Raw genomic sequence first — 25,913 nt, forward strand, 5'->3', positions numbered from 1 at the left:
CTCCGCGTACCCGGCGACGTGGAGCCGGCCGACCGCGGACGTGAGCCGGCCGCCCCCGGCGTCAGCCGGCCGTCGTCGACGCCGTCGGCTGTGCGGAGCCGGACGCCGCGACCTTGCAGCTGGGCTGCTCGGCCATCGCCTCCTTGACGTCGCCGCTCTCCAGCCGCTTCAGCGCCTGGGTGCCGCTGTCGCTCTGCTTGCCGACCTCCTTGGTCTGCAGGGCGACCTCCTTCAGGCCCTTGGCGAACTTGCCCTGGTCCTTGGTGTTGAGCCCGTCGACCTTCTTCTTCAGGTCGGTGTACGACGTGGAGAGGCCGACGAGGTTCTTGGCCGCGTCCTGCTGAAGCTTGGCGCCGCCGTCGATCCCGGGGGGCGCTCCGGCGCTGTCGAGGGCGTCGGCGAGCGCCTTGTAGCCCTCGGACATGTCCTGGAAGGCGGCCGCGTACGTCTTCTGGGCCTCCTTGGGCGGGAGGTTGGTGTCCGTGGCTATGGCCGCGATGGAAGCGTTGGCCGACCTGATCTTCGCGTCCTGCGCGGGCACCGCGTCGCAGACCGTCTTGGCCCAGGACACCAGCTTGGGGTCGGGCCCCTTGTCACCGCCGTCGCTGCACCCGGACACCGCCACCATCAGTACCGCACCGCCGGACAGTGCGGCCGCGAGCTTCTTGTTCACCGGATTGGTCCCTTCCATGGCTCTCGGCCCCCGGAATCTACACGGCGGACGCACTCACTCCCCTTGCCGGGGGAGGCATAAGTCGGGTTTTGTGATCTTTCGCGCCATGGGAGAGAAGGCTCACGGCGTGGGCGAGCCCACAGACGACGGGTGGGCGGGCGGCGTCCGTACACGCCGCCCGCCCACCCGTGGGAGCAGGGCCTTGCCGTCTCGGCCGGTCCAGCGCCGCTCCGCCTACGAGACCACCGCGGCGTCCGGCGGGTTGGCGACCCGCCCGGCGCTGTCGTCGTCCCCGACGGCGATCCCGCGCCGCTTGGAGATGTAGACGGAGACGACGATCACCAGCAGCGCGAGGACGGCGATCCCGATCCGCACGCCGAGGTTCTTGTCGTCGCCGTAGGAGAACTTGATCACTGCCGGTGCGATGAGCAGCGAGACCAGGTTCATGACCTTCAGCAGGGGGTTGATCGCGGGTCCGGCGGTGTCCTTGAACGGGTCGCCGACCGTGTCCCCGATCACCGTGGCCGCGTGGGCCTCGCTGCCCTTGCCGCCGTGGTTGCCGTCCTCGACGAGCTTCTTGGCGTTGTCCCACGCGCCGCCGGAATTGGCGAGGAACACCGCCATCAGCGTGCCCGCGCCGATCGCGCCGGCGAGGTAGGAGCCGAGCGCGCCGACCCCGAGCGTGAACCCGATGAAGATCGGCGCCATGACGGCGAGCAGACCGGGCGTGGCCAGCTCCCGCAGGGCGTCCTTGGTGCAGATGTCGACGACCTTGCCGTACTCGGGCTTCTCGCTGAAGTCCATGATCCCGGGTTTCTCACGGAACTGCCGCCGCACCTCGAACACCACCGAACCCGCCGAACGCGACACCGCGTTGATGGCCAGTCCGGAGAAGAGGAAGACGACCGCGGCGCCCGCGATGAGGCCGACGAGGTTGTTGGGCTGCGAGATGTCCAGGGACAGGCTGAGCGGCGACCCCGGCCCGGTGAGCTTCGCGCCGACGTCCTGCACGTTGGTGGTGATCGCGTCGCGGTACGACCCGAACAGCGCCGACGCGGCGAGGACGGCGGTGGCGATGGCGATGCCCTTGGTGATGGCCTTGGTGGTGTTGCCGACCGCGTCCAGGTTGGTGAGCACCTGCGCGCCCGCTCCCTCGACGTCGCCGGACATCTCGGCGATGCCCTGCGCGTTGTCGGAGACCGGTCCGAAGGTGTCCATGGCGACGATCACACCGACCGTGGTGAGCAGGCCCGTGCCGGCCAGCGCGACCGCGAACAGCGCCAGCATGATCGACGTGCCGCCGAGCAGGAACGCGCCGTACACCCCGAGCCCGATGAGCAGCGCGGTGTAGACGGCGGACTCCAGGCCCACCGAGATGCCGGAGAGGACGACGGTGGCCGGGCCGGTGAGGGAGGTCTTGCCGATGTCCCGCACCGGACGGCGGCTGGTCTCGGTGAAGTAGCCGGTCAGCTGCTGGATGACGGCGGCGAGCAGGATGCCGATGGCCACCGCGACCAGCGCGAGGATGCGCGGATCGCCGTCCTTGCCCTTGATCGCCGCGTCGGTGACGCCGTGGAGGGCGGAGTACTTCGAGGGCAGGTAGACGAAGACGGCGATCGCGACCAGTGCCAGCGAGATCACCGCGGAGATGAAGAAACCGCGGTTGATCGCCGACATGCCGCTGCGGTCGGCCCGGCGCGGGGCGACCGCGAAGATGCCGATCATCGCCGTGATCACCCCGATGGCGGGCACCAGCAGCGGGAACGCAAGCCCCGAGTCGCCGAAGGCGGCCTTGCCGAGGATCAACGCGGCCACCAGGGTCACGGCGTACGACTCGAACAGGTCGGCCGCCATGCCCGCGCAGTCGCCGACGTTGTCACCCACGTTGTCGGCGATGGTCGCGGCATTGCGCGGGTCGTCCTCCGGAATGCCCTGTTCGACCTTGCCGACCAGGTCGGCGCCGACGTCGGCGGCCTTGGTGAAGATGCCGCCGCCCACCCGCATGAACATCGCGATCAGGGCGGCACCGAGGCCGAAGCCCTCCAGCACCTTCGGCGCGTCGGCCGCGTACACCAGCACCACACAGGAGGCGCCCAGCAGGCCGAGCCCCACCGTGAACATGCCGACGACACCGCCCGTGCGAAATGCGATCTTCATCGCCTTGTGGGAAACGGTGGTGAGATCCTTTTCCGGCTCGCCTGGCGCCGGGGTCGCTTCCCGGGCCGCCGCGGCGACCCGCACATTGCTGCGCACGGCGAGCCACATGCCGATATAGCCGGTGGCCGCCGAGAACGCCGCTCCGATCAGGAAGAACACCGAGCGGCCGGCCCGCTGATTCCAGTCGTCCGCGGGCAGCAGCATGAGCAGGAAGAAGACGACGACGGCGAATACGCCGAGCGTGCGCAACTGCCGGGCGAGATACGCCTTGGCACCTTCCTGGACCGCCTCGGCGATCTTCTTCATGCTGTCGGTGCCCTCGCCGGCCGCCAGCACCTGGCGGACCAGGATCCCCGCGACCACCAGCGCGGCCAGGGCGACCGCGGCGATGACGGCCACGATGATCCGGTTGTCGTCGGTCAGGACCGCGGCCGCGAGGGACGTGGGGTGAGCCGACTGAGGAGTGGAAAGCCCCGCCATTCGTCCTCCTTGACGCTTGGGCTGAGCTCAAGATGTGGACGGATTGTAGGTACCGCCGTGTGATCTAAACAGGGGACGGTAAACGGAATTGGCCTGCGTGTACATACAGCGGACCAGAACGATGTAATGCCCTAAAGCCATTGTCGGCCACCCGAGCACTTGATCAAATTACCACGGTTTTGATCGTGAATTCGTTCACGAATTCCATAGTGCCAGGAAAAACACGGCAGGGGCCCTGCTCGGCAGGGCCCCTGTGCGTTTGCGGGGTGGTTGTGGCGGCTACGGCCAGTCGGGTGAAACGGGTCGGGTGAGACCGTCGGCCGGCCGGACGGGATCAGACGCCCGAGAACGGGCGGGCGAGTGCAGACGGGCGGGTGGCGGAGGTTCAGGCGAGCGCCGTGGCCGGCGGCGCGGTCGGCCAGGTCATGCGGATCAGGCCCCCGTTCCGCCCGGTGCTGACCTCCACGTCGTCGACGAGACCGCTGATGACCGCCAGGCCCATCTCGTCCTCCTCGACCTCCGCGTCGGCCTCCTGCCCGGCACCGGACGTGTCGCCGCCCGGAGCGGCATGCGGTGCCTCGTCGCCGACCTCGATGGAGAACTGTTTCTCCTCTTCGATCAACGCCACCTTCACCGGTGCCGTGACACCGCTGTTCTGGTGGAGTCCGACAGCGCGGGAGCAGGCCTCACCCACGGCGAGCCGCACCTCGTCCAGGACGGCCTCGTCCACTCCGGCCCTGCGCGCCACCGCTGCCGCCACCAGCCGGGCGGTCCTGACGTGCTCGGGCAGCGCGCTGAAGCGGAGTTCGACGGTGGCCATGCATCCCCCTCGCGACTACGGGCGTGCGGTCGGGGGCGGGGCCGCCGAGCGCCCGCACCCCCCGGTGTACATGTGTGCCCCGGGCCGCCGCGTCGGCACCTGCCCAGGACGGGACCGGCCGGCGACCGGGCCCCGGCAGGAGCCCGGTGCCGGCGAACGGTCCGGGATCGGTCAGTCGCCGATCAGTCGGTGGCCGCCACCGCTTCCTCGACCGTGGTGTGAATCGGGAACACCTTGGTGAGGCCGGTGATGCGGAAGATCTTCAGAATGCGCTCCTGGTTGCAGACCAGACGCAGCGAGCCCTCGTGGGCACGAACCCTCTTCAGGCCACCGACCAGCACGCCGAGCCCGGTGGAGTCGAGGAAGTCCACACCTTCCATGTCGACGACGAGGTGGAAATTCCCGTCGTTCACCAGCTCGACCAGCTGCTCGCGCAGCTTGGGCGCGGTATATACGTCGATTTCGCCACCGACCTCGACGACCGTACGATCGCCGACGGTACGGGTCGACAGGGACAGGTCCACGGATCCTCCAGCACCTTGCTATCGAGCGGTCGTCCCTCGGGCACCTCGCTTGCGGCCCCCGGGACGTTTCGCCAGCCGCGATGGCATTCAATCACTTACCGGCAGGCGTGCACGACGCCTTGGCTCCATTGTCCGTCACGCCAGTGACACACTCGGTGCCGATGGCCAAGAATCACCGATCCGATCGAACCCAGGCCCCCCCGGCCTCCCGCCCGTCTCCGAGCACGGTCCTGGACCGGCTCGCCTCCGGGCCGAGCCGGGCTGCGCGCATCACTCATACGGAGCACTTGCCCCCGCGCGCGGGCCGCCATGCCGTCTGGCCTGAGCGGATTCGGCCCGAGGTGATCGCGGCCGTCCAGGAGTGCGGCATCGAGCACCCCTGGGCGCACCAGGCGCTGGCCGCCGAGCACGCCCTGGACGGCGACTCGGTGGTCGTCGCCACCGGCACCGCCTCCGGCAAGTCCCTCGCCTATCTCGTGCCCGTCCTGTCCACCCTCCTGGACGGCGCGGAGGCCCCGAACGGCCGTGGTGCCACCGCTCTCTACCTGTCCCCCACCAAGGCGCTCGCGGCGGACCAGTGCCGGTCGGTGAAGGAACTTTCACAACCCCTCGGCACTTCGGTGCGGCCGGCCGTGTACGACGGCGACACCCCGTTCGAGGAACGGGAGTGGATCCGCCAGTACGGCAACTATGTCCTCACCAACCCGGACATGCTGCACCGCGGGATACTCCCCTCCCACCCGCGCTGGTCCTCCTTCCTGAAATCGCTCAAGTACGTCGTCATCGACGAGTGCCACACCTACCGTGGCGTCTTCGGCTCGCACGTCGCCCAGGTGCTGCGCCGACTGCGCCGCCTGTGCGCCCGCTACGGCTCCTTCCCGGTGTTCCTGCTGGCCTCGGCGACCGCCGCCGAGCCCGCGGTCGCCGCCCGGCGGCTGACCGGCCTGCCGGTCGTCGAGGTCGCCGACGACGCCTCCCCGCGCGGAGAGCTGGTCTTCGCCCTCTGGGAGCCGCCGCTCACCGAACTGCAGGGCGAGAAGGGCGCACCCGTCCGGCGTACCGCCACCGCCGAGACCGCCGACCTGCTCACCGACCTCACCGTGCAGGGCGTGCGCTCGGTCGCCTTCGTACGCTCCCGGCGCGGTGCCGAGCTGATCTCGGTGATCGCCCAGGAGAGGCTCGCCGAGGTCGACCGATCCCTGGCAAGGCGTGTCGCGGCCTACCGCGGCGGCTACCTCCCCGAGGAGCGCCGCGCCCTGGAACGCGCCCTGCACTCCGGCGAACTCCTCGGCCTCGCCGCCACGACCGCCCTGGAGCTGGGCGTGGACGTCTCCGGCCTGGACGCCGTGGTGATCTCCGGCTACCCGGGCACCCGTGCCTCCCTGTGGCAGCAGGCCGGCCGCGCGGGCCGCTCCGGCCAGGGCGCCCTCGCGGTCCTCGTCGCCCGCGACGACCCGCTGGACACCTTCCTCGTCCATCACCCCGAGGCCCTGTTCGACCAGCCGGTGGAGTCGACGGTCCTCGACCCCGACAACCCCTACGTCCTCGCCCCGCACCTGTGCGCCGCCGCCGCGGAGCTGCCGCTGACCGAGGAGGACCTGGACCTCTTCGGCCCGGCCTGCGCGGACGTGCTGCCGCAGCTGGAGGCCGCCAAGCTGCTCCGCCGGCGCACCAAGGCCTGGCACTGGACCCGCCGGGAGCGCGCCGCCGACCTCACCGACATCCGGGGCGCCGGCGGCCGGCCGGTGCAGGTCGTCGAGGCCGCCACGGGCCGTCTGCTCGGCACCGTGGACGCGGGCGCCGCGCACTCCACGGTCCACGAAGGCGCCGTCCACCTGCACCAGGGCCGCACCTACCTGGTGCGCTCCCTGGACCTGGAGGACTCCGTCGCCCTGGTCGAGCAGGCGGACCCGCCGTACTCGACGGTCGCCCGTGACACCACGTCCATCTCCGTCCTGGAGACGGACACCGAGATCCCGTGGGGCGCCGGCCGCCTGTGCTACGGCTCGGTGGAGGTCACCAACCAGGTGGTCTCCTACCTGCGCCGACGCCTCATCACCGGCGAAGTGCTGGGCGAGACGAAACTCGACCTCCCTCCTCGTACGCTGCGCACACGCGCGGTGTGGTGGACGGTCACCGAGGACCAGCTGGACGAGGCCCGGATCACCCCGGAGATCCTCGGCGGCTCCCTGCACGCCGCCGAGCACGCCTCCATCGGCATGCTGCCCCTCTTCGCGACCTGCGACCGCTGGGACATCGGCGGCGTGTCCGTGCCCCTGCACCCCGACACCCTGCTCCCCACGGTCTTCGTCTACGACGGCCACCCCGGCGGCGCCGGATTCGCCGAGCGCGCCTTCCACACCGCCCGCGCCTGGCTCACCGCCACCCGCGAGGCCATCGCCTCCTGCGAGTGCGAGGCCGGCTGCCCGTCCTGCATCCAGTCCCCCAAGTGCGGCAACGGCAACGACCCGTTGCACAAGAGGGGCGCGGTACGACTGCTCACGGTGCTGCTGCGGGGGGCGCCGCAGGGGATGGATGCGGGTGCGGCCGAATCGGGGGGAGAGTAGGCGACGGGGCTGACTGGACGCCGGTAACCGCGGGCCCGTCCGGCACGCCGGACGGTACCGGGCCCGCCGGTCCCGCTCTCGCCCTGACCTCCGCCGTGAACGGCCCCCTTCCCGCGGCCGCCGTCACCTCGGACGTGTCGCCCACGATCGCGCACCGCACCAGCCGTACTCCCTGGGCCGCGGCCAGCCGCCCGGCCCGCGCGCAGGCCGTCGGTCCGCCCTCGGCCCAGTGGTCCGCCGCCGCGAGCGCGGCCAGGTCGGCGCCACCGGCCGCCCGGTGGCGTACGACGACGGCCTGCCCGAGAGCGAGCACGGCGCCGAACACCACACAGAGCACGGCGATCGCGCCCAGGCTCCAGACGGTGGCGGACCCGCGGTCGGAGTCCGGCAGGCGATCCGGTTGCGCGTGCCCACCGCACCGCGCCTTCCGTCGTCCGTCGGTGCGGTCGGTACGCACTCGTCCGCCGGTCAGCCCACGCCGGCGTCTCATGGCCCCGCCTCCCTCGGTCCCACCGTGTCCTCGGCGAGGGCCACGGCGTCCTCCCGTACCTCGAACGGCAAACCGCTCAGCACCGGTGGCTTGGCCGCCACCGTCACCCGGACCCGGTCGCCCTCCCGCGCGACGGTCACCCGCGCTCCCCTGGGCGCCGCTTCCCGGGTCACCGTCACCACCGCATCGGCCGGATCCTGCCGGGCGGCGGCCCGGGCACCCACACGGGCCGCGTCCACGCACTCGATCTGCGCCGCCACCACGAGCAGCCCCCAGACCAGCGCCATCGTGAACGCCACCAGCACGGACAGCACCACGGCCGCCTCCGCGGTCACGAACCCACGGTCCCCACCTCGCTCACATCCGCGCACTGAGGGCCTTCTTCACGATGGCCTGCAGCTCCGCCTGGACCTGGCCGCTGGTGACGACCTTGTAGAGCAACAACGCGAACCCGACGGCCGCGATGATCCCCATGGCGTACTCGGACGTCACCATGCCGCCGTCCTGCCGGCAGGCTCCGCGCACCCGGACCGCCGCTTTCCTGATCTTCTCGAACATTTCAACCCCCGTGGGATTCCTGGTCTTGCCGCTCGTTGCCGGCTGTCGTCGTTCGCTGTTTGTCGTCGTTCGTGGTTTGTCGTGCGCCGCTGTCGTCGTGCGTCGCTGTCGTCTGTCGGTGCGCGTCGTCTGTCGTCGCGCGTCGTCTGTCGTCGCGCGTCGTCTGTCGTCGCGCGTCGTCGTCCGCCGCGCTTACCCGACGTCTGCGTGCCGGTCCGCTCTCATCGCCCTCACCTCCCTCCCATGACGCCGCCCGCCAGCCCGATCACGACCGGCAGCACACCGACCGCGATGAACGCGGGCAGGAAGCAGAGGCCGACCGGGGCGGAGATCAGTACGCCCGCACGGCGTGCCCGGGCCGTCGCCGTGCGGGCCCACTCCGCACGCGCGTCCGAGGCGAGCCGTGCGACCGGGCCGGCCGCGGGCAACCCGGACTCGTCGGCCCGCTCCAGCAGCCGCGCCAGCACACCGGCACCGGGCAGCGCCGCCAAGCTCCGCCAGGCATCCGCCGGTTCACCACCGAGCCGGACCTCCGCCGCGCCCCGCGCCAGTGCCTGCCCGACGGGTCCGCCAAGGGCCTCCCCCACGGCCTGGGCGGCGATCACCGGGCCGGCACCGGCCGCGATACAGGCGGCCAGCAGATCGGCGGCGAGCGGAAGCTGGCGCGCGGCCCCGGCCGTATCGACCGCCTCTAGCCCCACCGCTGCCGTCTGACGGCCCCGCCACCGCCACAGCACCGCGCCCACGCCCAGCCCCAGCGCCGCACCGGTGACCCCGCCGACCAGCACCCACACACCGCACGCCGCACCGGCCGTCGACACCCACCGCCGCCGAACGATGTCCGAAATCGTCAACCGGCCTGTCCGCTGGGGCACGTCGAAGCCCAGCAGTTCCGCCACCCGGCGCCTCGCCCGTCGCCGCCGCCGCACCAGCTCCAGCCACCGGACACCCCAGCCGAGAACCAGCGCCACGACCACCGCCGTCCCCAGCCTGTGGATGACTTCCCCACTCACACCGCACGCCCCTTCCCCGCCATCCGGCCAATCGCCCATCACTCATTCGGTCACCCGGTCACCCGGTCGCCCGTCCGGTCCGCCGCATACGCACGGCGCACCTCACACGGCCTCCGCCCCTCGCACGATCCGCATCGCCCACCACAGCCCGGCCGTCTCGAACACCGCGCCGGCCGTCAGGCAGCCGAGGCCCGCGCCGCTGTGCAGCAGCACACGCAGCGGATCGGCGCCCATGGCCGTGCCGAGGAGCAGCCCGAGGGCGGGCAGTGCGGCGAGCAGCACCGCGGTGGCCCGGGCGCCCGCCAACTGCGCGCTCACGTCGGATCGCTGATCCCGCTCCGCGCGCAGGGCCGCGTCCAGCCGGTCCAGGCCGGTGGCGAGTCCGGCGCCCCGGTCCACGGCCACCCGCCAGCACGCGGCGAGCCCGAGCAGCCCCTCCGCCCCCGGCTGCCGAGCCGCCACGGCGAGCGCGCCGGACACATCCCCGCCGAACCGTGCCGCGGCCACCACGGCGGCCTGCGCCTCGCCGAGCCCGCCGGAGTCCCGAGCGGCCCGCAACAGCGCCTCCCCCGGCTGCCGTCCGGCCCGCACCTCCCCGGCGAGCCCACCGCACAGGTCGATCACCGCGTCGGCCCGCCGTTCCCGGGCACGCCGGGCCTGCCGGGCCTGCCTCATCCGGCGCACCACGGGGACACCGGCGGCCCCCGCGACCACCGGGATCACCGAGGCACCCAGCAGGGCGATCCCCAGACCGGCGACGAGCGCCCACCACTCGGCTCCCCATCGGCCGCTCCGCCGCCGCAGTTCCGCGCGGAACCGCTCCCAGACCGGCGGCCCCGTCGTCACCACCCCGCCGCCGGCGAGCATCAGCCGCGCCCGCCGCATCCCGTGGTGCCGTCCGCCCAACAACCACACCCACGCGCCGAGACAGACCAGAGCGGCCCCCATGGACGTCTCACCCATCACTTGCGTCACTCCTCTCCTCACCGCCGACCTCGGCCCGCCCGACGGACCTCACCGAGCCGCCGAGCCTCACCGGCCTGACCACCGCTGGACCTCCGAACGAGCCGACCTGCCGAAAGCCCCCGCTCCGCCCCTCACTCACCCCCCAGCTCCCCGGCATCCCCGACGAGTTGCCGCAACCGCTCCCACCCCCGCTCCCGCACGAACGCCCGCTCGCCCCAGCGCAGGGCCGGTACCGTCCGGACCAGCCCGGTGGTGTCCCGTTCCAGCACGTGCACCTCGGCGATCCGGCGCCGCCCGGACCTGTCCCGTACGAGGTGCACGACCACGGAGAGGGCCGCCGCCAACTGGCTGTGGAGCGCGGCCCGGTCCAGCCCGGCGGCCGTGGCCAGCGCCTCCAGCCGGGCCGGCACATCCGCCGCCGCGTTGGCGTGGACCGTGCAACACCCGCCCTCGTGGCCGGTGTTGAGGGCCGCGAGCAGATGCACGACCTCGGGGCCGCGCACCTCGCCGACGACCAGCCGGTCCGGCCGCATCCGCAGCGCCTGCCGTACCAGGTCCTCCAGGGTGACCAGGCCGGCGCCCTCCTGGTTGGCGGGCCGGGTCTCCAGCCGGACGACGTGCGGGTGGTCCGGCCTCAGCTCGGCCGAGTCCTCGGCGAGCACGATCCGCTCGCCGGGTCCGACGAGCCCGAGCAGCGCGCTGAGCAGGGTGGTCTTGCCGCATCCGGTGCCGCCGCTGACGAGGAAGGACAGCCGGGCGTCGAGCAGCGCCCTCAGGATCCGGTCACCGCCCGGCGGCACGGTGCCGGCCGCGACGAGCTCGCCGAGGGTGAAGGCCCGTGGCCGTACCACCCGCAGGGCGAGGCAGGTGCAGCCGACGGCGACCGGGGGCAGCACCGCGTGCAGCCGGGTGCCGTCGGGCAGCCGGGCGTCCGCCCAGGGCCGGGCGTCGTCCAGCCGGCGTCCGGCCACGGCGGCCAGCCGCTGAGCGAGACGTCGTACGGCCGCCGCGTCGGGGAAGGTCACCGGGGTCAGTTCCAGGCCGCCGCCGCGGTCCACCCAGACCCGGTCCGGGGCGGAGACCAGGACGTCGGTGACGTCCGGGTCGGCGAGCAGGGGTTCCAGGGGGCCGGTGCCGACGAGTTCGGACCGCAGGTGCGCGGCCGCGCCGAGGACTTCGGCGTCGCCGAGCACCCGGCCCTGTTCGCGCAGGGCCTGGGCCACACGCGCGGGCGTGGGTTCGGCGCCGCTCTCGGCGAGCCGGCGGCGGACGCCGTCGAGCAGGGCCGCGCCGTCGGCCCGGTCGAGTCCGGGCAGCGTCATCGGACACCTCCCGTCTCCACCAGCGCGCGCTCCCAGAAGTGCGCGCAGAAACGGGCGAGCGGTCCGCGCCCGGTGGCGCCCGGCGGTTTCGTGCCGCCCCGCGGGCGCTGCAACGCCGGTTCGACGGGCACCTCGCCGGCCAGCGGCAGGCCGAGCAGCCGGGCCACCTCCTGGTCGTCGAGGCCGGGCGCGTACGGCCCGCGGACCGCGACCCGCAGGTCCCGCACCACCATGCCGACGGCGGAGGCGACACGGCCGGCGGCGGCGACGGCCCGCAGCTCGGCCGGGACGACGAGCAGGGCCATGTCGAGCTGGGCGAGGGCCTCGGCAACCCCGTCGTCGAGGCGACGGGGCAGGTCGACGACGACCGTGCCGCCGCGCCGCCGGGCGGCTGCCAGTACCGCGCGGACCGCGGGGGGCGGAACGGCGACGCAGTCACCCCGGTCCCAGCTGAGTACGCGCAGGGAGTGCAGCTCGGGCAGCGACTCCTCCAGGGCGCCGCCGCCGACCCGGCCCCGGGATGCGGCGAAGGCGGGCCAGCGCAGCCCTTCGACGCTCTCGCCGCCGAGAAGTACGTCGAGTCCGCCGCCCAGCGGATCGGCGTCCACGAGGAGGGTGCGCAGTCCCTCACGCGCGGAGGTGACGGCGAGCGCGCAGGCGAGCGTGGACGCGCCGGCCCCGCCGCGACCGCCGATCACCCCGACGGTGAGGGCCGGGCGGCCGATGCCCTCGGCCACGTCGGCGATGCGGTCCACCAGCCACGGTTCACCGTCGGGGAGCATCAGGACGTGGTCGGCGCCGATCTGGACGGCTCGTTTCCACACCCCCGGGTCGTCCTGGTCGCGGCCCACCAGCACCACCCCCGGCCGGCGCGCCACGCCGCGCATCCGCTGGGCGGCGTCGTCACCGACGAGTACCAGCGGGGCGGCCGCCCAGCCGTCGCCGGATTCCGGTACGCCGTGGTGGACCTCGGGTGTGGCGCCCGCCGCCGCGCACAGGCGCAGCAGGTCGTCCAGGAGGACGGCGTCCTCGGTGACGATGAGCGGCCGTCCGGGCCGCTCCGCGGAGCCGGGCGGCGGGTCGTGGGTGACGGTTCCGGTCACGGGTGTTCCCCCTTCGCTGGACGGGCCGCGCAGCCCCTGCGGCCACGCGATTCCCAAAGATGTGAAGAACCGGCAAGCGGCCTCCATATGAACGGCCGATAGGAACCGGCCATACGCGCTCCGGCAATGGGACCCGGCCATGAACTCGCCTCGGCCGGAGTGCGCTGGAATCACGGTGCAGTGATCCGCGAAATAATGTGGATCTTGGTCGATAACTGTGGACAACCCGGGCCCTGTGAATAACTCCGTCACCCATACCGGTGACCCCCGTGCCAGCACGTGTTCGATATCCACAGCGCAGCCTGGCGATTACTTTCCGTCACCGATCACGGGCAGGCCGATGGAGCGCCCGCGACGGGTCGCTGCCGGCCGTGCGACCGCGTGAAGGGGGGAACGGAGGGAGAAAACCCATCCGGACATGCGACGACCCCCGCCGGGGGGGAGAGCGGGGGTCGTCCCCACGGCCGACTCGGGGGGGGAGGAGTCGGGCCGGGTTAGCACGGTCGCGAACGATCCGTGACTTCCATGGTGTACCCGAGAGCCCTCTCAGGCAAACCCACGCGCCCCACCTTACGCCGAATGGTGGGCGCCTATGCTCGGGAACGTGGAAAACCACCTCTCGCCCCGCGCAGCGGCCTTCTTTGACCTGGACAAGACGGTCATTGCGAAGTCCAGCACGCTCACCTTCAGCAAGTCCTTCTACCAAGGCGGGCTGATCAACCGCAGGGCCGCGCTGCGTACCGCCTATGCCCAGTTCGTCTTCCTGGCCGGCGGCCTGGACCATGACCAGATGGAGCGCATGCGCGAGTATCTCTCGGCGCTGTGCCGCGGCTGGAACGTCCAGCAGGTGCGGGAGATCGTCGCCGAGACCCTGCACGAGCTGATCGACCCGATCATCTACGACGAGGCCGCCTCCCTCATCGAGGAGCACCACGCGGCCGGCCGGGACGTGGTGATCGTGTCCACCTCGGGCGCCGAGGTGGTCGAGCCGGTCGGGGAACTGCTGGGCGCGGACCGGGTGGTGGCCACCCGCATGGTCGTCGGCGCGGACGGCTGTTTCACCGGAGAGGTGGAGTACTACGCCTACGGCCCGACGAAGGCCGAGGCCGTCAGGGAGCTGGCCGCGTCCGAGGGCTACGACCTCGACCGCTGCTACGCCTACAGCGACTCGGCGACCGACCTGCCGATGCTCCAGGCCGTCGGGCACCCGCACGCGGTGAACCCGGACCGCGCACTGCGCCGCGAGGCGGTCGCGCGCGGGTGGCCGATCCTGGAGTTCCGGCACCCGGTCCGCCTGAAGAAGCGGCTGCCCGCGTTCTCCGTACCGACCCGCCCTGCGCTGGTCGTCGCGGCGGCCATAGGCGCGGCAGCGGCGACCGCAGGTCTCGTCTGGTACACGAACCGGCGCCGCGGCACCGTCTGAACAGGCGCCTGTTTCACCCTGTTTGAACCTGAAAGTAAAGAAGTGCGGGCTGGGGTTCCGCTTCCTCCCGGCTCGCGGTACAAAGAAGCTAGGCCCGCGAGACCAAAGGACATCCGCGAGGATCCCCTACCACTACGCACTGGCCCCACGGACCCAGCATGAACACCGGGCACCCACGCGACGTCGACCCGTCGATTACGGGCCAGCCGCACCAGGTGACGGGCAAAGATCCCGACCTGATGGGCGACATATCGAGGACGCCTGGTAACCCGGTGATCATGCCAGCGGCGGTACGAGCACTCGTACCGCCGCATCCCTTTCCGGCGGCACCGCCGTCACGGGTTCCCGCCGGCCCGGCCCGTCCGGCGAGACTTCCGCCGTACGGCCTCCATCGGGCCGCGCCGGCTCGTCCGGCCTCCCTCAGGCCGCGCCGCGCTGCAGCGCCTCGCACACCGCCGTCGACTCGCGCACGCCAAGTTCCACCGCCCGGCCGCAGTGGGCGATCCAGGCCGCCATGCCCTCGGGGGTGCCGGAGACGTACCCGTCCAGAGCGGCCAGGTAGGAGGCGCGCCCGAGTTCGGCGTGGCCCACCTCGGCCGGGCAGACCGCCTTCGGGTCCAGTCCGCTGCCGATCAGCACGATCCGTTCGGCCGCGCGCGCGACCAAGCCGTTGTGGGAGGTGAAAGGGCGCAGTGCGAGCAGCTCGCCGTGCACCACGGCGGCCGTGACCAGCGCGGGTGCGGAGGTCCCGGCGATGATCAGGTCCGCCAGCCCCTCCAGCCGGCCCGAGACCTCCCCGGCGTCCGGCAGCGGCAGCTCGACCAGCGGCTCGTCCACCGGCTCGCCGGCCAGGCGCGGCCTGCCGACCCGGTCCTCACCGCTCGCCGCCGCCACCAGGTGCAGCCGGGCCAGCACCCGCAGGGGCGACTGGCGCCAGATGGACAGCAGCTGCCCCGCCTCCGCGGTGAGCCGCAGGGCCGCACCCATGACGCGGGCCTCGGCGTCGACGCCGAAGTCGGTGCGCCGGCGCACCTCCTCCAGGGCCCAGTCCGCGCCGGACAGCGCCGCCGAGCCCCGGGCACCGCGCAGGGCCGCCTCGGAGGTGATCTCGTTGCTGCGACGTCGCATGATCCGGTGGCCGTAGACCCGGTCCACGGCCTTGCGCACGGACTCAACGGACTCGGCCACACCGGGCAGCGAGCCCAGGGCCGCGAGCGGATCGGCGGTCGCGCCTGTCGTACTCATGAGTACGACACTACGCACCCCGTCGGCCCACCCCACGAAGGAGTGGTCTTCTTCACTGCACCTGACACGTACAGCTATGAGCCGACTACCGTTGGTGAACATGAAAATTGCTTTCGTCGGGAAGGGCGGCAGCGGCAAGACCACGCTCTCCTCCCTCTTCATCCGCCATCTCGTCGCCTCCGGCGCCCCGGTGGTCGCCATCGACGCGGACATCAACCAGCACCTCGGCCCCGCGCTCGGCCTCGGCGAGGAGGAGGCGGCGGCGCTGCCCGCCATGGGCGAACAGCTCACACTGATCAAGGACTACCTGCGCGGCACCAACCCGCGCATCGCGTCGGCCGCGACGATGATCAAGACCACTCCGCCGGGCGAGGGCTCGCGGCTGGTCGGGGTGCGCGAGCCCAACCCGGTCTACGACGCCTGCGCACGCCCGGTGGAACTCGACGGCGGCGCCGCCCGTTTGATGGTCACGGGCCCCTTCACGGACGCCGACCTGGGGGTCGCCTGCTACCACGCCAAGACGGGAGCGGTGGAGCTGTTCCTGAACCACCTCGTCGACGGCCCCGGCGAGTACGTCGTGGTCGACATGACGGCCGGTTCGGACTCCTTCGCCTCCGGCATGTTCACCCGCTTCGACATGACGTTCCTCGTCGCCGAGCCGACCCGGAAGGGGGTCTCCGTCTACCGCCAGTACAAGGAGTACGCCCGCGACTTCGGCGTGGCCCTCAGGGTCGTCGGCAACAAGATCCAGGACCCGGACGACCTCGACTTCCTGCGCGAAGAGGTCGGGGACGACCTGCTCGTGACGGTCGGCCGCTCGGACTGGGTGCGCGCCATGGAGAAGGGCCGCCCGCCCCGGTTCTCCCTCCTGGAGGAGGCGAACGCCCGCGCCCTGGACCTGCTCAAGGCCACCGTCGACGCCACCTACGAGCAGCGCGACTGGGAGCGCTACACCCGCCAGATGGTGCACTTCCACCTGAAGAACGCCGAGTCCTGGGGCAACGAGCGCACGGGGGCCGACCTGGCGGCGCAGGTCGACCCCCACTTCGTGCTCGGCGAGAGCATGGTGGCGCCGGCCTGAGGTCTACGGCTCCTCCGCCGGCGCCCCGGGCACGCCCTTGGGCGCGGGAGCGGGGTGGCCGGACAGGAAGGACGCCCAGCCCTGCCGGGGAGCCTCGCCCACCTTCAGGGTGCGCAGCTTCGCCAGGGTTCCCGGGTCCTGGGCGTCCAGCCAGTCGGCCAGCTGACGGAAGGAGACGCAGCGCACCTCGGGCTTGGTGCACACCGTCTTGACCACGTCCTCCACGGCGCGCATGTAGGTGCCACCGTTCCAGGACTCGAAGTGGTTGCCGATGATCAGGGGCGCGCGGTTGCCGTCGTAGGCGCGGTAGAAGCCCTGGACGAGTCCGTCACGCATCTGGGCGCCCCAGTAGTCGAACTTGTCGGGGTCGCCCTGGGTCTTGGTGCCGGACTGGTTGACCATGAAGTTGTAGTCCATGGTCAGCTGCTCGTAGCTGTGGCCGGGGAAGGGCACCAGCTGCATCGACAGGTCCCACAGACCCTCTTTCTTCTTGGGCCACACCTGGTTGTCGACTCCGCTGGAGTCGTAGCGGAAGCCCAGCTGGCGGGCGGCCTCGACGAAGTTCTTCCGGCCTTCCAGGCAGGGGGTGCGGGCGCCGATCAGCTCCTTGTCGTAGTCGAAGGGCAGCGGGGCCGTCCGCTTCATGCCGGTGTTGGTCCGCCATGACTTCACGAAGTTCTTGGCCTGGGCGATCTCGCTCTTCCACTCCTCCACCGACCAGGTTCCGACCCCTCCGTCGGGCCCGCAGAAGTGGCCGTTGAAGTGGGTGCCGATCTCGTTGCCCTCCAGCCAGGCCAGCCGTACCTGCTTGAGGGTGTCGGCGATGCCCTGCTCGTCGTTGAAGCCGATGTCGGAGCGGCCCGGCGAGTGCTGCGGGGGCTTGTACAGCTCGCGCTTCTCCTCCGGCAGGAGGTACACGCCGCTGAGGAAGTACGTCATGGTCGCGTTGTTCTCCTTGGCGACCTCGCGGAAGTGCGAGAACAGCTTCTGACTGTCCTCGCCCGCGCCGTCCCAGGAGAACACCACGAACTGCGGGGGCTTCTGACCGGGGCTCAGCCGCTCGGGCCGGGGCAGGTGCGGCTGGGATCCGGTGTAGGCGGTGGAGCCGTCGCCGATCAGCCGGAGCACGCTGCCGGGTGCCGGTGCCCCCTGCGCCGGGCCGGGCGCCCCTTCCTTGGTGCCGCTGGAGCCGGTCGCGCAACCGGCGAACGACGCAGCACAGGCCGCGGCGACCATGGCGCCGACGGCGATCCTCTGGGTGGCGGCCATGTTCCGCCCACCTTCTTCCTTCTCTCAGGCACACGCTGACGAGGGCCGTTCAGTGACGCGCCGGGTTCGCACCGGCGGCGCCGCCAAGGTCGCACGGGACCGAGAAGGAATTAGTACGACAAGCCGATCAAATGCCCACTTCACTCGGGTGGGCGATCTTCCATCCCGTTTGCCCCAGAAAGCTATGATCTGGCTTTACTTGGCATTACGATTCTTTTACCGAGCGTTGATCCATCCCGCCGCTGTACGCCGTGACCCACGGCCGCGACCGAGCCCGCCCATCGCCGCGGCTCCCACCCAGTCCGCGACCGCGCCGCCCCGGAGGAGACGGGAACATGTCCGCCTGCGCAACCCCTCACACCCAGCAGCCCCACCCCCCGCACGACCCCGCACCGACCCGCCGCCGCTTCCCCGTCGCGGGCGCCGATCTGTCCGCGGCCGTCGCGGTCTTCCTGATCGCCCTGCCGCTCTCCCTCGGCATCGCCCTGGCCACCGGAGCCCCGCTCCAGGCCGGACTCGTCGCCGCCGCGGTCGGCGGGATCGTCGTCGGGCGGCTGGGCGGCTGCCCCCTCCAGGTCAGCGGGCCCGCCGCCGGACTCACCGTGGTCACCGCGGACCTGATCCACCGTTACGGCTGGCGGGCCACCTGCGGCATCACCGTTCTCGCGGGCCTCGCCCAACTCGGCCTCGGCTGCCTGCGGGTGGCGCGCGGCGCGCTCGCGGTCAGCCCGGCCGTGGTGCACGGCATGCTGGCCGGTATCGGCATCACCATCGCCGTCGCCCAGCTGCACATCGTCCTCGGCGGCAACCCGGACAGCTCCGTCCTCGCGAACCTGCGGGCACTGCCCGCCCAGTTGGCCGGTCTGCACCCGGCCGCCGTGTCGATGAGCGCGCTGACCCTGGCCCTGCTGCTGGCGTGGCCCCGCCTGCCCGGCCGCGCCGGCCGGCTGCTGCGCAGGGTGCCGGCCCCCCTCGTCGCCGTCACCGGAGCCGCCGCGACCGCCGCCCTCACGGGACTGAGCCTCCCCCGGGTCGAACTGCCGTCCTGGCACAGCCACGCCCTGGCCGGACTGCCCGAGGGCCCCGCGCTCGGCCTGGTGGCCGCGGTGCTCACCACCACCCTGGTGTGCAGCGTGCAGTCGCTGCTCGGCGCGGTGGCCGTGGACAAGCTGGTCGCCGCCCGCACCGGGCCGCAGTCCCGCATCGGCCGCTCCGACCTGGACCGGGAGCTGCTCGGCCAGGGCGCCGCCAACATCGTCTCCGGAGCCCTCGGCGGGCTGCCGATCGCGGGCGTGGCGGTGCGCAGTACCGCGAATGTGAAATCAGGTGCCGTCAGCCGGAACTCCACGATGGTGCACGGCGTTCTCGTAGTAGTCGCCGCGTTGCTGATGGTCCCGGTCCTGGAGGGGATCCCGCTCGCCTCCCTCGCCGCCCTGGTGATGGCCGTCGGCATCCAGATGGTGTCCCTGCACCACATCCGCACGGTGACGCGCCACCGCGAAGTGCCGGTCTACGCCGCGACCACGCTCGGCGTGGTGGTCCTCGGTGTCCTCCAGGGCGTGTTCCTCGGGGTCGCCGTGGCGGTCGCCGTCGCCCTGCACCGCCTCGCCCGCACCCGCATCACCCACCACGAGAAGGAAGGAGTCCATCACGTACGCGTCCGGGGCCAGCTGACCTTCCTCGCGGTGCCCCGGCTCAGCAGAACCCTGCATCTCGTGCCCCAGGGCGCCCATGCCGTCGTGGAGTTGGACGGTTCGTTCATGGACCACGCGGCGTACGAGTCGCTGCAGGACTGGCGCAGCTCCCACACCGCGCGGGGAGGCACGGCCGAGCTGTCGGGCCGGCGCGACGGAATCCGGACCGCCGAGCAGGCCCCGGCCACCGAGTGCCGGTGCCGCCCCTGGACCCCCTGGCGCAACCACCAGGCCTGCTCCGCCGCGGCCGCCGCCCCGGCGGGCCAGGGGGCCGGCCGGGAACTGGCCCGTGGCATCAGCTCGTTCCAGCGGAACACCGCGCCGCTGGTGCGGGAGGAGCTGGCGCGGCTCGCCCGGGAGGGCCAGCAGCCCTCCCAGCTCTTTTTGACCTGCGCCGATTCCCGGCTCGTCACGTCGATGATCACCGCCAGTGGTCCCGGCGACCTGTTCGTCGTCCGCAACGTCGGCAACCTGGTGCCGCCACCGGGCGAGGAGCACGGCGACGACTCCGTGGCCGCAGCCATCGAGTACGCGGTGGACGTGCTCGGGGTGCGCTCGATCACGGTGTGCGGGCACTCCGGGTGCGGCGCGATGCAGGCGCTGCTGGCCTCGGGGGCCGGCCGGCAGGACGGCACCCCGCTCCAGCGGTGGCTCCGCCATGGGCGGCCGAGCCTGGCACGGACGGCCGGGGATCACCCCGGGCGGCCCCGGCTGGCCGGGCGGGAGCCCGCGGACGCGGTGGAGCTGCTGTGCCTGACCAACGTGATGCAGCAATTGGCGCATCTGAGGGCGCACCCGCCGGTGGCCCGGGCGCTGGCCGAGGGGGCGCTGGAGCTGCACGGCATGTATTTCCACGTGGGCGAGGCGCAGGCGTATCTGCTCGCGGGGACGGGCGAGGAAGCGGTGTTCGAGGACGTCACGGGAGGCATCGGTGGAGGTGAGGGGGCACACGAAGCGGTGCGGGTCACGAGCGGTGGACAGGTCTAAACCAATTTTCCGGTCGACCCTTGTCATCGGACCTCGGGTCTGATGAGCTGTGGCCTGGGACACAACGGACACCCTTCGAAAGGGAGATGTCGTGAGCAACGAGAGCCTGGCCAACCTGCTCAAGGAAGAACGCAGGTTCGCGCCGCCCGCCGACCTGGCAGCGCACGCCAACGTCACCGCGGAGGCGTATGAACAGGCCAAGGCTGACAGGCTCGGCTTCTGGGCCGAGCAGGCCCGCCGGCTGACCTGGGCCAAGGAACCGACCGAGACGCTGGACTGGTCGAACCCGCCGTTCGCGAAGTGGTTCAAGGACGGCGAGCTGAACGTCGCCTACAACTGTGTGGACCGGCACGTGGAGGCCGGGCACGGGGACCGCGTCGCCATCCACTTCGAGGGCGAGCCCGGCGACAGCCGGTCGATCACCTACGCGGAGCTGAAGGACGAGGTCTCCAGGGCCGCCAACGCCCTGCTGGAGCTGGGCGTGCGCAAGGGCGACCGCGTCGCCATCTACATGCCGATGATCCCGGAGACCGCGATCGCGATGCTGGCCTCGGCCCGGATCGGCGCCGCCCACTCGGTCGTCTTCGGCGGCTTCTCGGCGGACGCGCTCGCGACCCGGATCAAGGACGCGGACGCCAAGGTGGTCATCACCGCCGACGGCGGCTACCGGCGCGGCAAGCCGTCCGCGCTCAAGCCGGCCGTGGACGAGGCGATCGGCAAGGTGGACAACGTCGAACACGTCCTCGTGGTCCGCCGCACCGGCCAGGAGGTGGCCTGGACCGAGGGCCGGGACCTGTGGTGGGACGACGTCGTCGCCCGCCAGTCGGCCGAGCACACCCCGGAGGCGTTCGACGCGGAGCACCCGCTGTTCATCCTCTACACCTCCGGCACGACGGGGAAGCCGAAGGGCATCCTGCACACCTCCGGCGGCTACCTCACCCAGACGGCCTACACCCACTGGGCGGTCTTCGACCTGAAGCCGGAGACGGACGTGTACTGGTGCACGGCCGACGTCGGCTGGGTGACCGGGCACTCGTACATCGTGTACGGCCCGCTGGCCAACGGCGCGACGCAGGTGATGTACGAGGGCACGCCGGACACCCCGCACCAGGGCCGCTTCTGGGAGATCGTGCAGAAGTACAAGGTCACGATCCTGTACACGGCGCCGACCGCGATCCGGACGTTCATGAAGTGGGGCGACGACATCCCCGCCAAGTTCGACCTGTCCTCCCTGCGGATCCTCGGTTCGGTGGGCGAGCCCATCAACCCCGAGGCGTGGGTCTGGTACCGCAAGCACATCGGCGCCGACAGGACGCCGGTCGTGGACACCTGGTGGCAGACCGAGACCGGCGCCATGATGATCTCGCCGCTGCCCGGAGTCACCGAGGCCAAGCCCGGTTCGGCGCAGCGTCCGCTGCCCGGCGTCAGCGCGACCGTCGTCGACGACGAGGCGAACGAGGTGCCGGACGGCGGCGGCGGCTACCTGGTGCTGACCGAGCCGTGGCCGTCGATGCTGCGCACCATCTGGGGCGACGACCAGCGGTTCATCGACACCTACTGGTCCCGCTTCGAGGGCAGGTACTTCGCCGGTGACGGCGCGAAGAAGGACGACGACGGGGACATCTGGCTGCTGGGCCGGGTGGACGACGTGATGCTCGTGTCCGGGCACAACATCTCCACCACCGAGGTGGAGTCGGCGCTCGTCTCGCACCCGTCGGTCGCCGAGGCCGCCGTCGTGGGCGCCGCGGACGAGACCACCGGCCAGGCCATCGTCGCCTTCGTCATCCTGCGCGGCACGGCCTCGGAGAACGAGGCGCTCCTCGGGGAGCTGCGCGACCACGTCGGCGCCACGCTCGGCCCGATCGCCAAGCCCAAGCGGATCCTGCCGGTGGCGGAGCTGCCGAAGACCCGCTCCGGCAAGATCATGCGCCGCCTGCTGCGGGACGTCGCCGAGAACCGCCAGCTCGGTGACGTGACCACGCTGACGGACTCCACCGTGATGGACCTCATCCAGGCCAAGCTGCCCGCCTCGCCCAGCGAGGACTGAGCGGACCGGCAGGTCTGAGCGGTACGGGAGGACTGAGCGGCACCCCGAGGGGCACCCGGGCGGCGAACGTGCCGGGTGCCCCTCGGGCGTCCACGGTGGAGATCAGCGGACGCCGGACCCGGGCGTACGGCACCTTAGGTAAAGTAAGCAAAGTGCCGTACGGAGCGGCACGCCAGGTGCGCCGGGAAGTCTGGTCGGCATGTGAGTCCCGCCTGCCCCGGAGGTCCCGCCGTGACCGCGCCCCCCACCCGCCCCCGCACCGCCTCCCGCAAGGCCTTCGGCCGCCTGTCGCTGCCCGAGCGCTCCTTCGTCGCGGACGCGCTGCGCACCGAGACCGTCGGCGGTGTGCTGCTGCTCCTCGCCGCCGTGGCCGCGCTGGTCTGGGCGAACGTCCCCGGCATCCGCCACGGCTACGAGACCGTCGGCGGCTTCCACGCCGGCCCCGAAGCCCTCGGCCTGCACCTCTCGGTCGCCCACTGGGCCGCCGACGGGCTGCTCGCCGTGTTCTTCTTCGTCGCCGGCATCGAGCTCAAGCGCGAGCTGGTCGCCGGCGACCTGCGCGATCCCCGGGCCGCCGTGCTGCCCGTGGTGGCGGCGCTGTGCGGGATGGCCGTACCGGCACTCGTGTACACCCTCACCAACGTCGCCGGGCACGGCTCCACGCAGGGCTGGGCGGTGCCCACCGCCACCGACATCGCCTTCGCGCTCGCCGTCCTCGCCGTCATCGGCACCTCACTGCCCAGCGCCCTGCGCGCCTTCCTGCTCACCCTCGCGGTGGTCGACGACCTCTTCGCCATCCTGATCATCGCGGTCTTCTTCACCGACCGGCTGGACTTCGCCGCCCTCGGCGGGGCCGTCACCGGCCTCGCACTCTTCTGGCTGCTGCTGCGCACGGGCGTACGCGGCTGGTACGTGTACGTGCCGCTCGGGGTCGTCGTCTGGGCGCTGATGTACAACAGCGGCGTGCACGCCACGATCGCCGGTGTGGCGATGGGCCTGATGCTGCGCTGCACCACCCGCGAGGGTGAGGAGTGCTCTCCGGCCGAGCGCATCGAGCATCTGGTGCGGCCCCTGTCCGCCGGACTCGCCGTACCGCTGTTCGCGCTGTTCAGTGCCGGTGTGTCGATATCCGGCGGGGCGCTCGGGGACGTGTTCACGCGGCCCGAGACGCTCGGCGTGGTGCTCGGCCTGGTCGTGGGCAAGACGATCGGCATCTTCGGCGGCACCTGGCTGACCGTCCGCTTCACCCGCGCGCAGCTCAGCGACGACCTGGCGTGGGCCGACGTCTTCGCGGTGGCGACGCTCGCCGGGATCGGGTTCACGGTCTCGCTGCTCATCGGCGAGCTGGCCTTCGAGGGCGACGCGGTGCTGACCGACGAGGTGAAGACGGCCGTCCTCACCGGGTCGCTGATCGCGGCGTCGTGCGCGACGGTGCTGCTGAAGCTGCGCAACGCCAAGTACCGCAGGATGTGCGAGGAGGAGGAGCGCGACGAGGACCTCGACGGCATCCCCGACGTCTACGAGCAGGACGACCCGGCGTACCACCTCCGGATGGCCGAGATCCACGAGCGCAAGGCCGCCGAACACCGCCGGCTGGCCGCCGAAGCGCGCCACGGGCTTCAGGAAGTGCCGGGCGGGGCAGGCGAGGAGGACGGCCGTCCGGCATGATCTGACGAGACGGTACAAATCAAGACGGTACGCAAGACCCACGAGAGACCTCTGAGGGAGAACGCGATGAGCGCACCCGACGGCAGCCCGGTCGGCGCCGAACGCAGCATCGGCCAGCTGTTCGCCTCGGCGACGACCGAATTGTCGGCGCTGGTGCACGACGAGATCGCGCTGGCCAAGGCCCAGCTCAAGCAGGACGTGAAGCGCGGCGCGGTCAGCGGCGGCGCCTTCTCGATGGCGGGCGCGGTCCTGGTGTTCTCCCTGCCGATGCTCAACTTCGCCCTGGCCTACGGCATCCGCACCTGGAGCCACTGGAACCTGGCGATCTGCTTCGTGCTCTCCTTCGCGGCCAACGTGCTGGTCGCCGGCCTCCTCGCGCTCATCGGCACGGTGTTCGCGAAGAAGGCCAAGAAGGGCCAGGGCCCGCAGAAGGTGGCGGCCTCGATGAAGCAGTCGGCGGGCGTCCTGCAGAACGCCAAGCCGCACCCGCGTCCGGAGCTGCCCGAGGACCGGGCTCCCGCGGCCATCGAGGCTGTGGCACGCTCGTCGTCATGACGGACCCCGCCGCTCCCTCGGCCGTACGGATCGCAGGTCCCTGGAGCCACAGGGACGTCGCCGCCAACGGCGCGCGCTTCCACATCGCCGAACTCGGCGACGGCCCGCTGGTCCTGCTCCTGCACGGCTTCCCGCAGTTCTGGTGGACGTGGCGGCACCAGCTGACCGCGCTCGCGGAGGCGGGTTACCGGGCGGTGGCGATGGACCTGCGGGGCGTCGGCGGCAGCGACCGCACGCCCCGCGGTTACGACCCCGCCAACCTCGCGCTGGACGTCACGGGGGTGATCCGGTCCCTCGGCGAGCCGGACGCCGCGCTGGTCGGCCACGACCTCGGCGGTTATCTGGCGTGGACGGCGGCGGCCATGCGGCCCAAGCTCGTACGGCGCCTGGCGGTGGCGTCCATGCCGCATCCGCGGCGCTGGCGCGCGGCGATGCTGCGGGACGCCCGGCAGACGGCCGCCAACTCCTACATCTGGGGTTTCCAGCGGCCCTGGATCCCCGAGCGCCAACTGACCGCCGACGAGGGCGCGCTGGCGGGCCGGCTGATCCGGGACTGGTCCGGGCCGCGGCCGCCGGAGGACGCGGCCGTGGACACCTACCGGCGGGCCATGTGCATCCCGTCCACCGCGCACTGCGCGATCGAGCCGTACCGCTGGCTGGTGCGTTCGCTGGCCCGGCCGGACGGCGTGCAGTTCTACCGCCGGATGAAGCGGCCCGTACGGGTGCCGACGCTGCACCTGCACGGCTCGCTGGACCCGGTCACCCGCACGCGCAGCGCGGCCGGTTCGGGCGAATACGTCGAAGCGCCCTACCGCTGGCGGCTGTTCGACGGGCTCGGGCACTTCCCGCACGAGGAGGACCCGGCGGCGTTCTCCACCGAGCTGATCAACTGGCTCAAGGACCCCGAGCCCGACCGATGAGGCGTCAGACACCCGCCCCGGTGACCGAGCGGTGAAGGTTCGATGCGTGGAGTATCCGATTTCCTGAACAGTTGTCCCCCGAACGGCCACATGCCTGCCGCATAGGCCAATTGGGGGGCGCACAAGCGGTTATCGACCTTGGGGCGGGGGCACACGTCGGGGTATGGGCTGGACGCACGACTACAGTGACGCACCCCGCAACCGCCGCTCGGCCACGGGCCTGAGCACGCCTCAGCGAGGCACCCCGCAACTGGCGGAAGCGGACCTGCGGGTGGGAATCCCGCGCATCCTGCGCCGCCGGGCCCGCTGGGTCTCGGTGCGCCTGCGTCACCCGCGGGGCTGAACGCGGCG

22 protein-coding genes are annotated in these 25,913 nt (G+C 72.0%); 9 read left to right on the forward strand and 13 right to left on the reverse strand.

Going from position 1 to position 25,913, the window contains the following annotated elements; all coding sequences use genetic code 11:
• Nucleotides 1–61: 61 nt before the first annotated feature.
• The 4 genes from LG395_RS04335 to bldG form a co-directional block, all read right to left on the reverse strand.
• A complete protein-coding gene (locus LG395_RS04335; RefSeq protein ID WP_171159843.1) occupies nucleotides 62–673 on the reverse strand; it encodes a small secreted protein in 612 nt (203 codons plus the stop codon).
• Between the two features lie 234 nt (nucleotides 674–907).
• Nucleotides 908–3,310 (reverse strand): sodium-translocating pyrophosphatase, encoded by a 2,403-nt coding sequence (locus LG395_RS04340; protein WP_225808508.1) that lies wholly within the window; start codon nucleotides 3,308–3,310, stop codon nucleotides 908–910.
• Nucleotides 3,311–3,695: 385 nt separating this feature from the next.
• Nucleotides 3,696–4,130 carry an ATP-binding protein gene (locus LG395_RS04345; RefSeq protein WP_171154134.1) on the reverse strand — a complete coding sequence of 145 codons (435 nt, stop codon included), beginning with the start codon at nucleotides 4,128–4,130 and terminating at the stop codon, nucleotides 3,696–3,698.
• Between the two features lie 182 nt (nucleotides 4,131–4,312).
• Nucleotides 4,313–4,654 carry an anti-sigma factor antagonist BldG gene (gene bldG / locus LG395_RS04350; RefSeq protein WP_014674042.1) on the reverse strand — a complete coding sequence of 114 codons (342 nt, stop codon included), beginning with the start codon at nucleotides 4,652–4,654 and terminating at the stop codon, nucleotides 4,313–4,315.
• A gap of 80 nt (nucleotides 4,655–4,734) precedes the next feature.
• On the opposite strand from bldG, the gene sftH reads away from it, so the two are divergent.
• A complete protein-coding gene (gene sftH, locus LG395_RS04355; RefSeq protein ID WP_225808509.1) occupies nucleotides 4,735–7,221 on the forward strand; it encodes a DEAD/DEAH box helicase in 2,487 nt (828 codons plus the stop codon).
• Here sftH and LG395_RS04360 read toward each other — a convergent pair.
• From LG395_RS04360 to ssd, 7 genes are all read right to left on the reverse strand, one after another.
• Nucleotides 7,154–7,711 carry an Rv3654c family TadE-like protein gene (locus LG395_RS04360; RefSeq protein WP_372463205.1) on the reverse strand — a complete coding sequence of 186 codons (558 nt, stop codon included), beginning with the start codon at nucleotides 7,709–7,711 and terminating at the stop codon, nucleotides 7,154–7,156. The two genes, sftH and LG395_RS04360, sit on opposite strands and share 68 nt — an antisense overlap.
• A complete protein-coding gene (locus LG395_RS04365; protein WP_225808510.1) occupies nucleotides 7,708–8,046 on the reverse strand; it encodes a TadE family type IV pilus minor pilin in 339 nt (112 codons plus the stop codon). Before LG395_RS04365 ends, LG395_RS04360 begins: the two co-directional genes overlap by 4 nt.
• A 22-nt stretch (nucleotides 8,047–8,068) precedes the next feature.
• Complete coding sequence (locus tag LG395_RS04370) at nucleotides 8,069–8,269, reverse strand: DUF4244 domain-containing protein (RefSeq protein ID WP_078611786.1); 201 nt, start codon at nucleotides 8,267–8,269, stop codon at nucleotides 8,069–8,071.
• Between the two features lie 230 nt (nucleotides 8,270–8,499).
• Entirely contained in the window at nucleotides 8,500–9,282 is a 783-nt protein-coding gene (locus LG395_RS04375) for a type II secretion system F family protein (RefSeq protein ID WP_225808511.1), read from the reverse strand.
• Nucleotides 9,283–9,384: 102 nt separating this feature from the next.
• Entirely contained in the window at nucleotides 9,385–10,245 is an 861-nt protein-coding gene (locus LG395_RS04380) for a type II secretion system F family protein (protein ID WP_225808512.1), read from the reverse strand.
• A gap of 134 nt (nucleotides 10,246–10,379) precedes the next feature.
• Nucleotides 10,380–11,570, reverse strand: a complete 1,191-nt coding sequence (locus tag LG395_RS04385; protein ID WP_171154144.1) for a TadA family conjugal transfer-associated ATPase — start codon at nucleotides 11,568–11,570, stop codon at nucleotides 10,380–10,382.
• Entirely contained in the window at nucleotides 11,567–12,673 is a 1,107-nt protein-coding gene (gene ssd / locus LG395_RS04390; protein WP_225808513.1) for a septum site-determining protein Ssd, read from the reverse strand. Before ssd ends, LG395_RS04385 begins: the two co-directional genes overlap by 4 nt.
• A 592-nt stretch (nucleotides 12,674–13,265) precedes the next feature.
• On the opposite strand from ssd, the gene LG395_RS04395 reads away from it, so the two are divergent.
• On the forward strand, nucleotides 13,266–14,096 hold the full coding sequence (locus LG395_RS04395; RefSeq protein WP_225808514.1) for an HAD family hydrolase: 831 nt from the start codon (nucleotides 13,266–13,268) through the stop codon (nucleotides 14,094–14,096).
• A 420-nt stretch (nucleotides 14,097–14,516) separates the two neighbouring features.
• Here the strand turns inward: LG395_RS04395 and LG395_RS04400 are convergent, their stop codons facing one another.
• The gene (locus tag LG395_RS04400) at nucleotides 14,517–15,341 is read right to left on the reverse strand and encodes a Fic family protein (RefSeq protein WP_171154149.1); all 825 of its coding nucleotides are present in this window, start codon (nucleotides 15,339–15,341) and stop codon (nucleotides 14,517–14,519) included.
• 100 nt (nucleotides 15,342–15,441) lie between these two features.
• On the opposite strand from LG395_RS04400, the gene LG395_RS04405 reads away from it, so the two are divergent.
• The gene (locus LG395_RS04405) at nucleotides 15,442–16,422 is read left to right on the forward strand and encodes an ATP-binding protein (RefSeq protein ID WP_225808515.1); all 981 of its coding nucleotides are present in this window, start codon (nucleotides 15,442–15,444) and stop codon (nucleotides 16,420–16,422) included.
• A gap of 3 nt (nucleotides 16,423–16,425) precedes the next feature.
• On the opposite strand, the gene LG395_RS04410 is transcribed toward LG395_RS04405, so the two are convergent.
• Entirely contained in the window at nucleotides 16,426–17,691 is a 1,266-nt protein-coding gene (locus LG395_RS04410) for a polysaccharide deacetylase family protein (protein ID WP_171154153.1), read from the reverse strand.
• A 335-nt stretch (nucleotides 17,692–18,026) separates the two neighbouring features.
• On the opposite strand from LG395_RS04410, the gene LG395_RS04415 reads away from it, so the two are divergent.
• From LG395_RS04415 to LG395_RS04440, 6 genes are all read left to right on the forward strand, one after another.
• Nucleotides 18,027–20,372, forward strand: coding sequence for a SulP family inorganic anion transporter (locus LG395_RS04415; protein WP_225808516.1), 2,346 nt, complete (start codon nucleotides 18,027–18,029; stop codon nucleotides 20,370–20,372).
• 91 nt (nucleotides 20,373–20,463) lie between these two features.
• The gene (gene acs, locus LG395_RS04420; protein ID WP_171154157.1) at nucleotides 20,464–22,419 is read left to right on the forward strand and encodes an acetate--CoA ligase; all 1,956 of its coding nucleotides are present in this window, start codon (nucleotides 20,464–20,466) and stop codon (nucleotides 22,417–22,419) included.
• A 231-nt stretch (nucleotides 22,420–22,650) separates the two neighbouring features.
• Nucleotides 22,651–24,087, forward strand: coding sequence for a Na+/H+ antiporter NhaA (gene nhaA, locus LG395_RS04425; RefSeq protein ID WP_225808517.1), 1,437 nt, complete (start codon nucleotides 22,651–22,653; stop codon nucleotides 24,085–24,087).
• 66 nt (nucleotides 24,088–24,153) lie between these two features.
• A complete protein-coding gene (locus tag LG395_RS04430) occupies nucleotides 24,154–24,642 on the forward strand; it encodes a phage holin family protein (protein ID WP_171154160.1) in 489 nt (162 codons plus the stop codon).
• Entirely contained in the window at nucleotides 24,639–25,562 is a 924-nt protein-coding gene (locus LG395_RS04435) for an alpha/beta fold hydrolase (protein WP_225808518.1), read from the forward strand. The genes LG395_RS04430 and LG395_RS04435 overlap by 4 nt, the downstream gene beginning before the upstream one ends.
• Nucleotides 25,563–25,725: 163 nt before the next feature.
• Complete coding sequence (locus LG395_RS04440; RefSeq protein ID WP_078629584.1) at nucleotides 25,726–25,905, forward strand: hypothetical protein; 180 nt, start codon at nucleotides 25,726–25,728, stop codon at nucleotides 25,903–25,905.
• Nucleotides 25,906–25,913: the final 8 nt, after the last annotated feature.

The sequence above is a fragment of the Streptomyces spinosus genome (assembly GCF_020400655.1).
GTDB classification, from domain to species: domain Bacteria; phylum Actinomycetota; class Actinomycetes; order Streptomycetales; family Streptomycetaceae; genus Streptomyces; species Streptomyces argyrophylli.

What these genes read in the sequence shown, in the direction of transcription:
- LG395_RS04395 (WP_225808514.1), top strand. Translation starts at nt 13,266, where the DNA reads ATGCTCGGGAACGTGGAAAACCACCTCTCGCCCCGCGCAGCGGCCTTC.
- LG395_RS04415 (WP_225808516.1), top strand. Translation starts at nt 18,027, where the DNA reads ATGTCCGCCTGCGCAACCCCTCACACCCAGCAGCCCCACCCCCCGCAC.
- LG395_RS04385 (WP_171154144.1), bottom strand. Translation starts at nt 11,570, where the DNA reads ATGACGCTGCCCGGACTCGACCGGGCCGACGGCGCGGCCCTGCTCGAC.
- LG395_RS04360 (WP_372463205.1), bottom strand. Translation starts at nt 7,711, where the DNA reads ATGAGACGCCGGCGTGGGCTGACCGGCGGACGAGTGCGTACCGACCGC.
- LG395_RS04410 (WP_171154153.1), bottom strand. Translation starts at nt 17,691, where the DNA reads ATGGCCGCCACCCAGAGGATCGCCGTCGGCGCCATGGTCGCCGCGGCC.
- LG395_RS04405 (WP_225808515.1), top strand. Translation starts at nt 15,442, where the DNA reads ATGAAAATTGCTTTCGTCGGGAAGGGCGGCAGCGGCAAGACCACGCTC.
- LG395_RS04435 (WP_225808518.1), top strand. Translation starts at nt 24,639, where the DNA reads ATGACGGACCCCGCCGCTCCCTCGGCCGTACGGATCGCAGGTCCCTGG.
- LG395_RS04400 (WP_171154149.1), bottom strand. Translation starts at nt 15,341, where the DNA reads ATGAGTACGACAGGCGCGACCGCCGATCCGCTCGCGGCCCTGGGCTCG.
- LG395_RS04440 (WP_078629584.1), top strand. Translation starts at nt 25,726, where the DNA reads ATGGGCTGGACGCACGACTACAGTGACGCACCCCGCAACCGCCGCTCG.
- LG395_RS04370 (WP_078611786.1), bottom strand. Translation starts at nt 8,269, where the DNA reads ATGTTCGAGAAGATCAGGAAAGCGGCGGTCCGGGTGCGCGGAGCCTGC.
- LG395_RS04340 (WP_225808508.1), bottom strand. Translation starts at nt 3,310, where the DNA reads ATGGCGGGGCTTTCCACTCCTCAGTCGGCTCACCCCACGTCCCTCGCG.
- LG395_RS04380 (WP_225808512.1), bottom strand. Translation starts at nt 10,245, where the DNA reads ATGGGTGAGACGTCCATGGGGGCCGCTCTGGTCTGTCTCGGCGCGTGG.
- LG395_RS04345 (WP_171154134.1), bottom strand. Translation starts at nt 4,130, where the DNA reads ATGGCCACCGTCGAACTCCGCTTCAGCGCGCTGCCCGAGCACGTCAGG.
- LG395_RS04430 (WP_171154160.1), top strand. Translation starts at nt 24,154, where the DNA reads ATGAGCGCACCCGACGGCAGCCCGGTCGGCGCCGAACGCAGCATCGGC.
- sftH (WP_225808509.1), top strand. Translation starts at nt 4,735, where the DNA reads ATGGCATTCAATCACTTACCGGCAGGCGTGCACGACGCCTTGGCTCCA.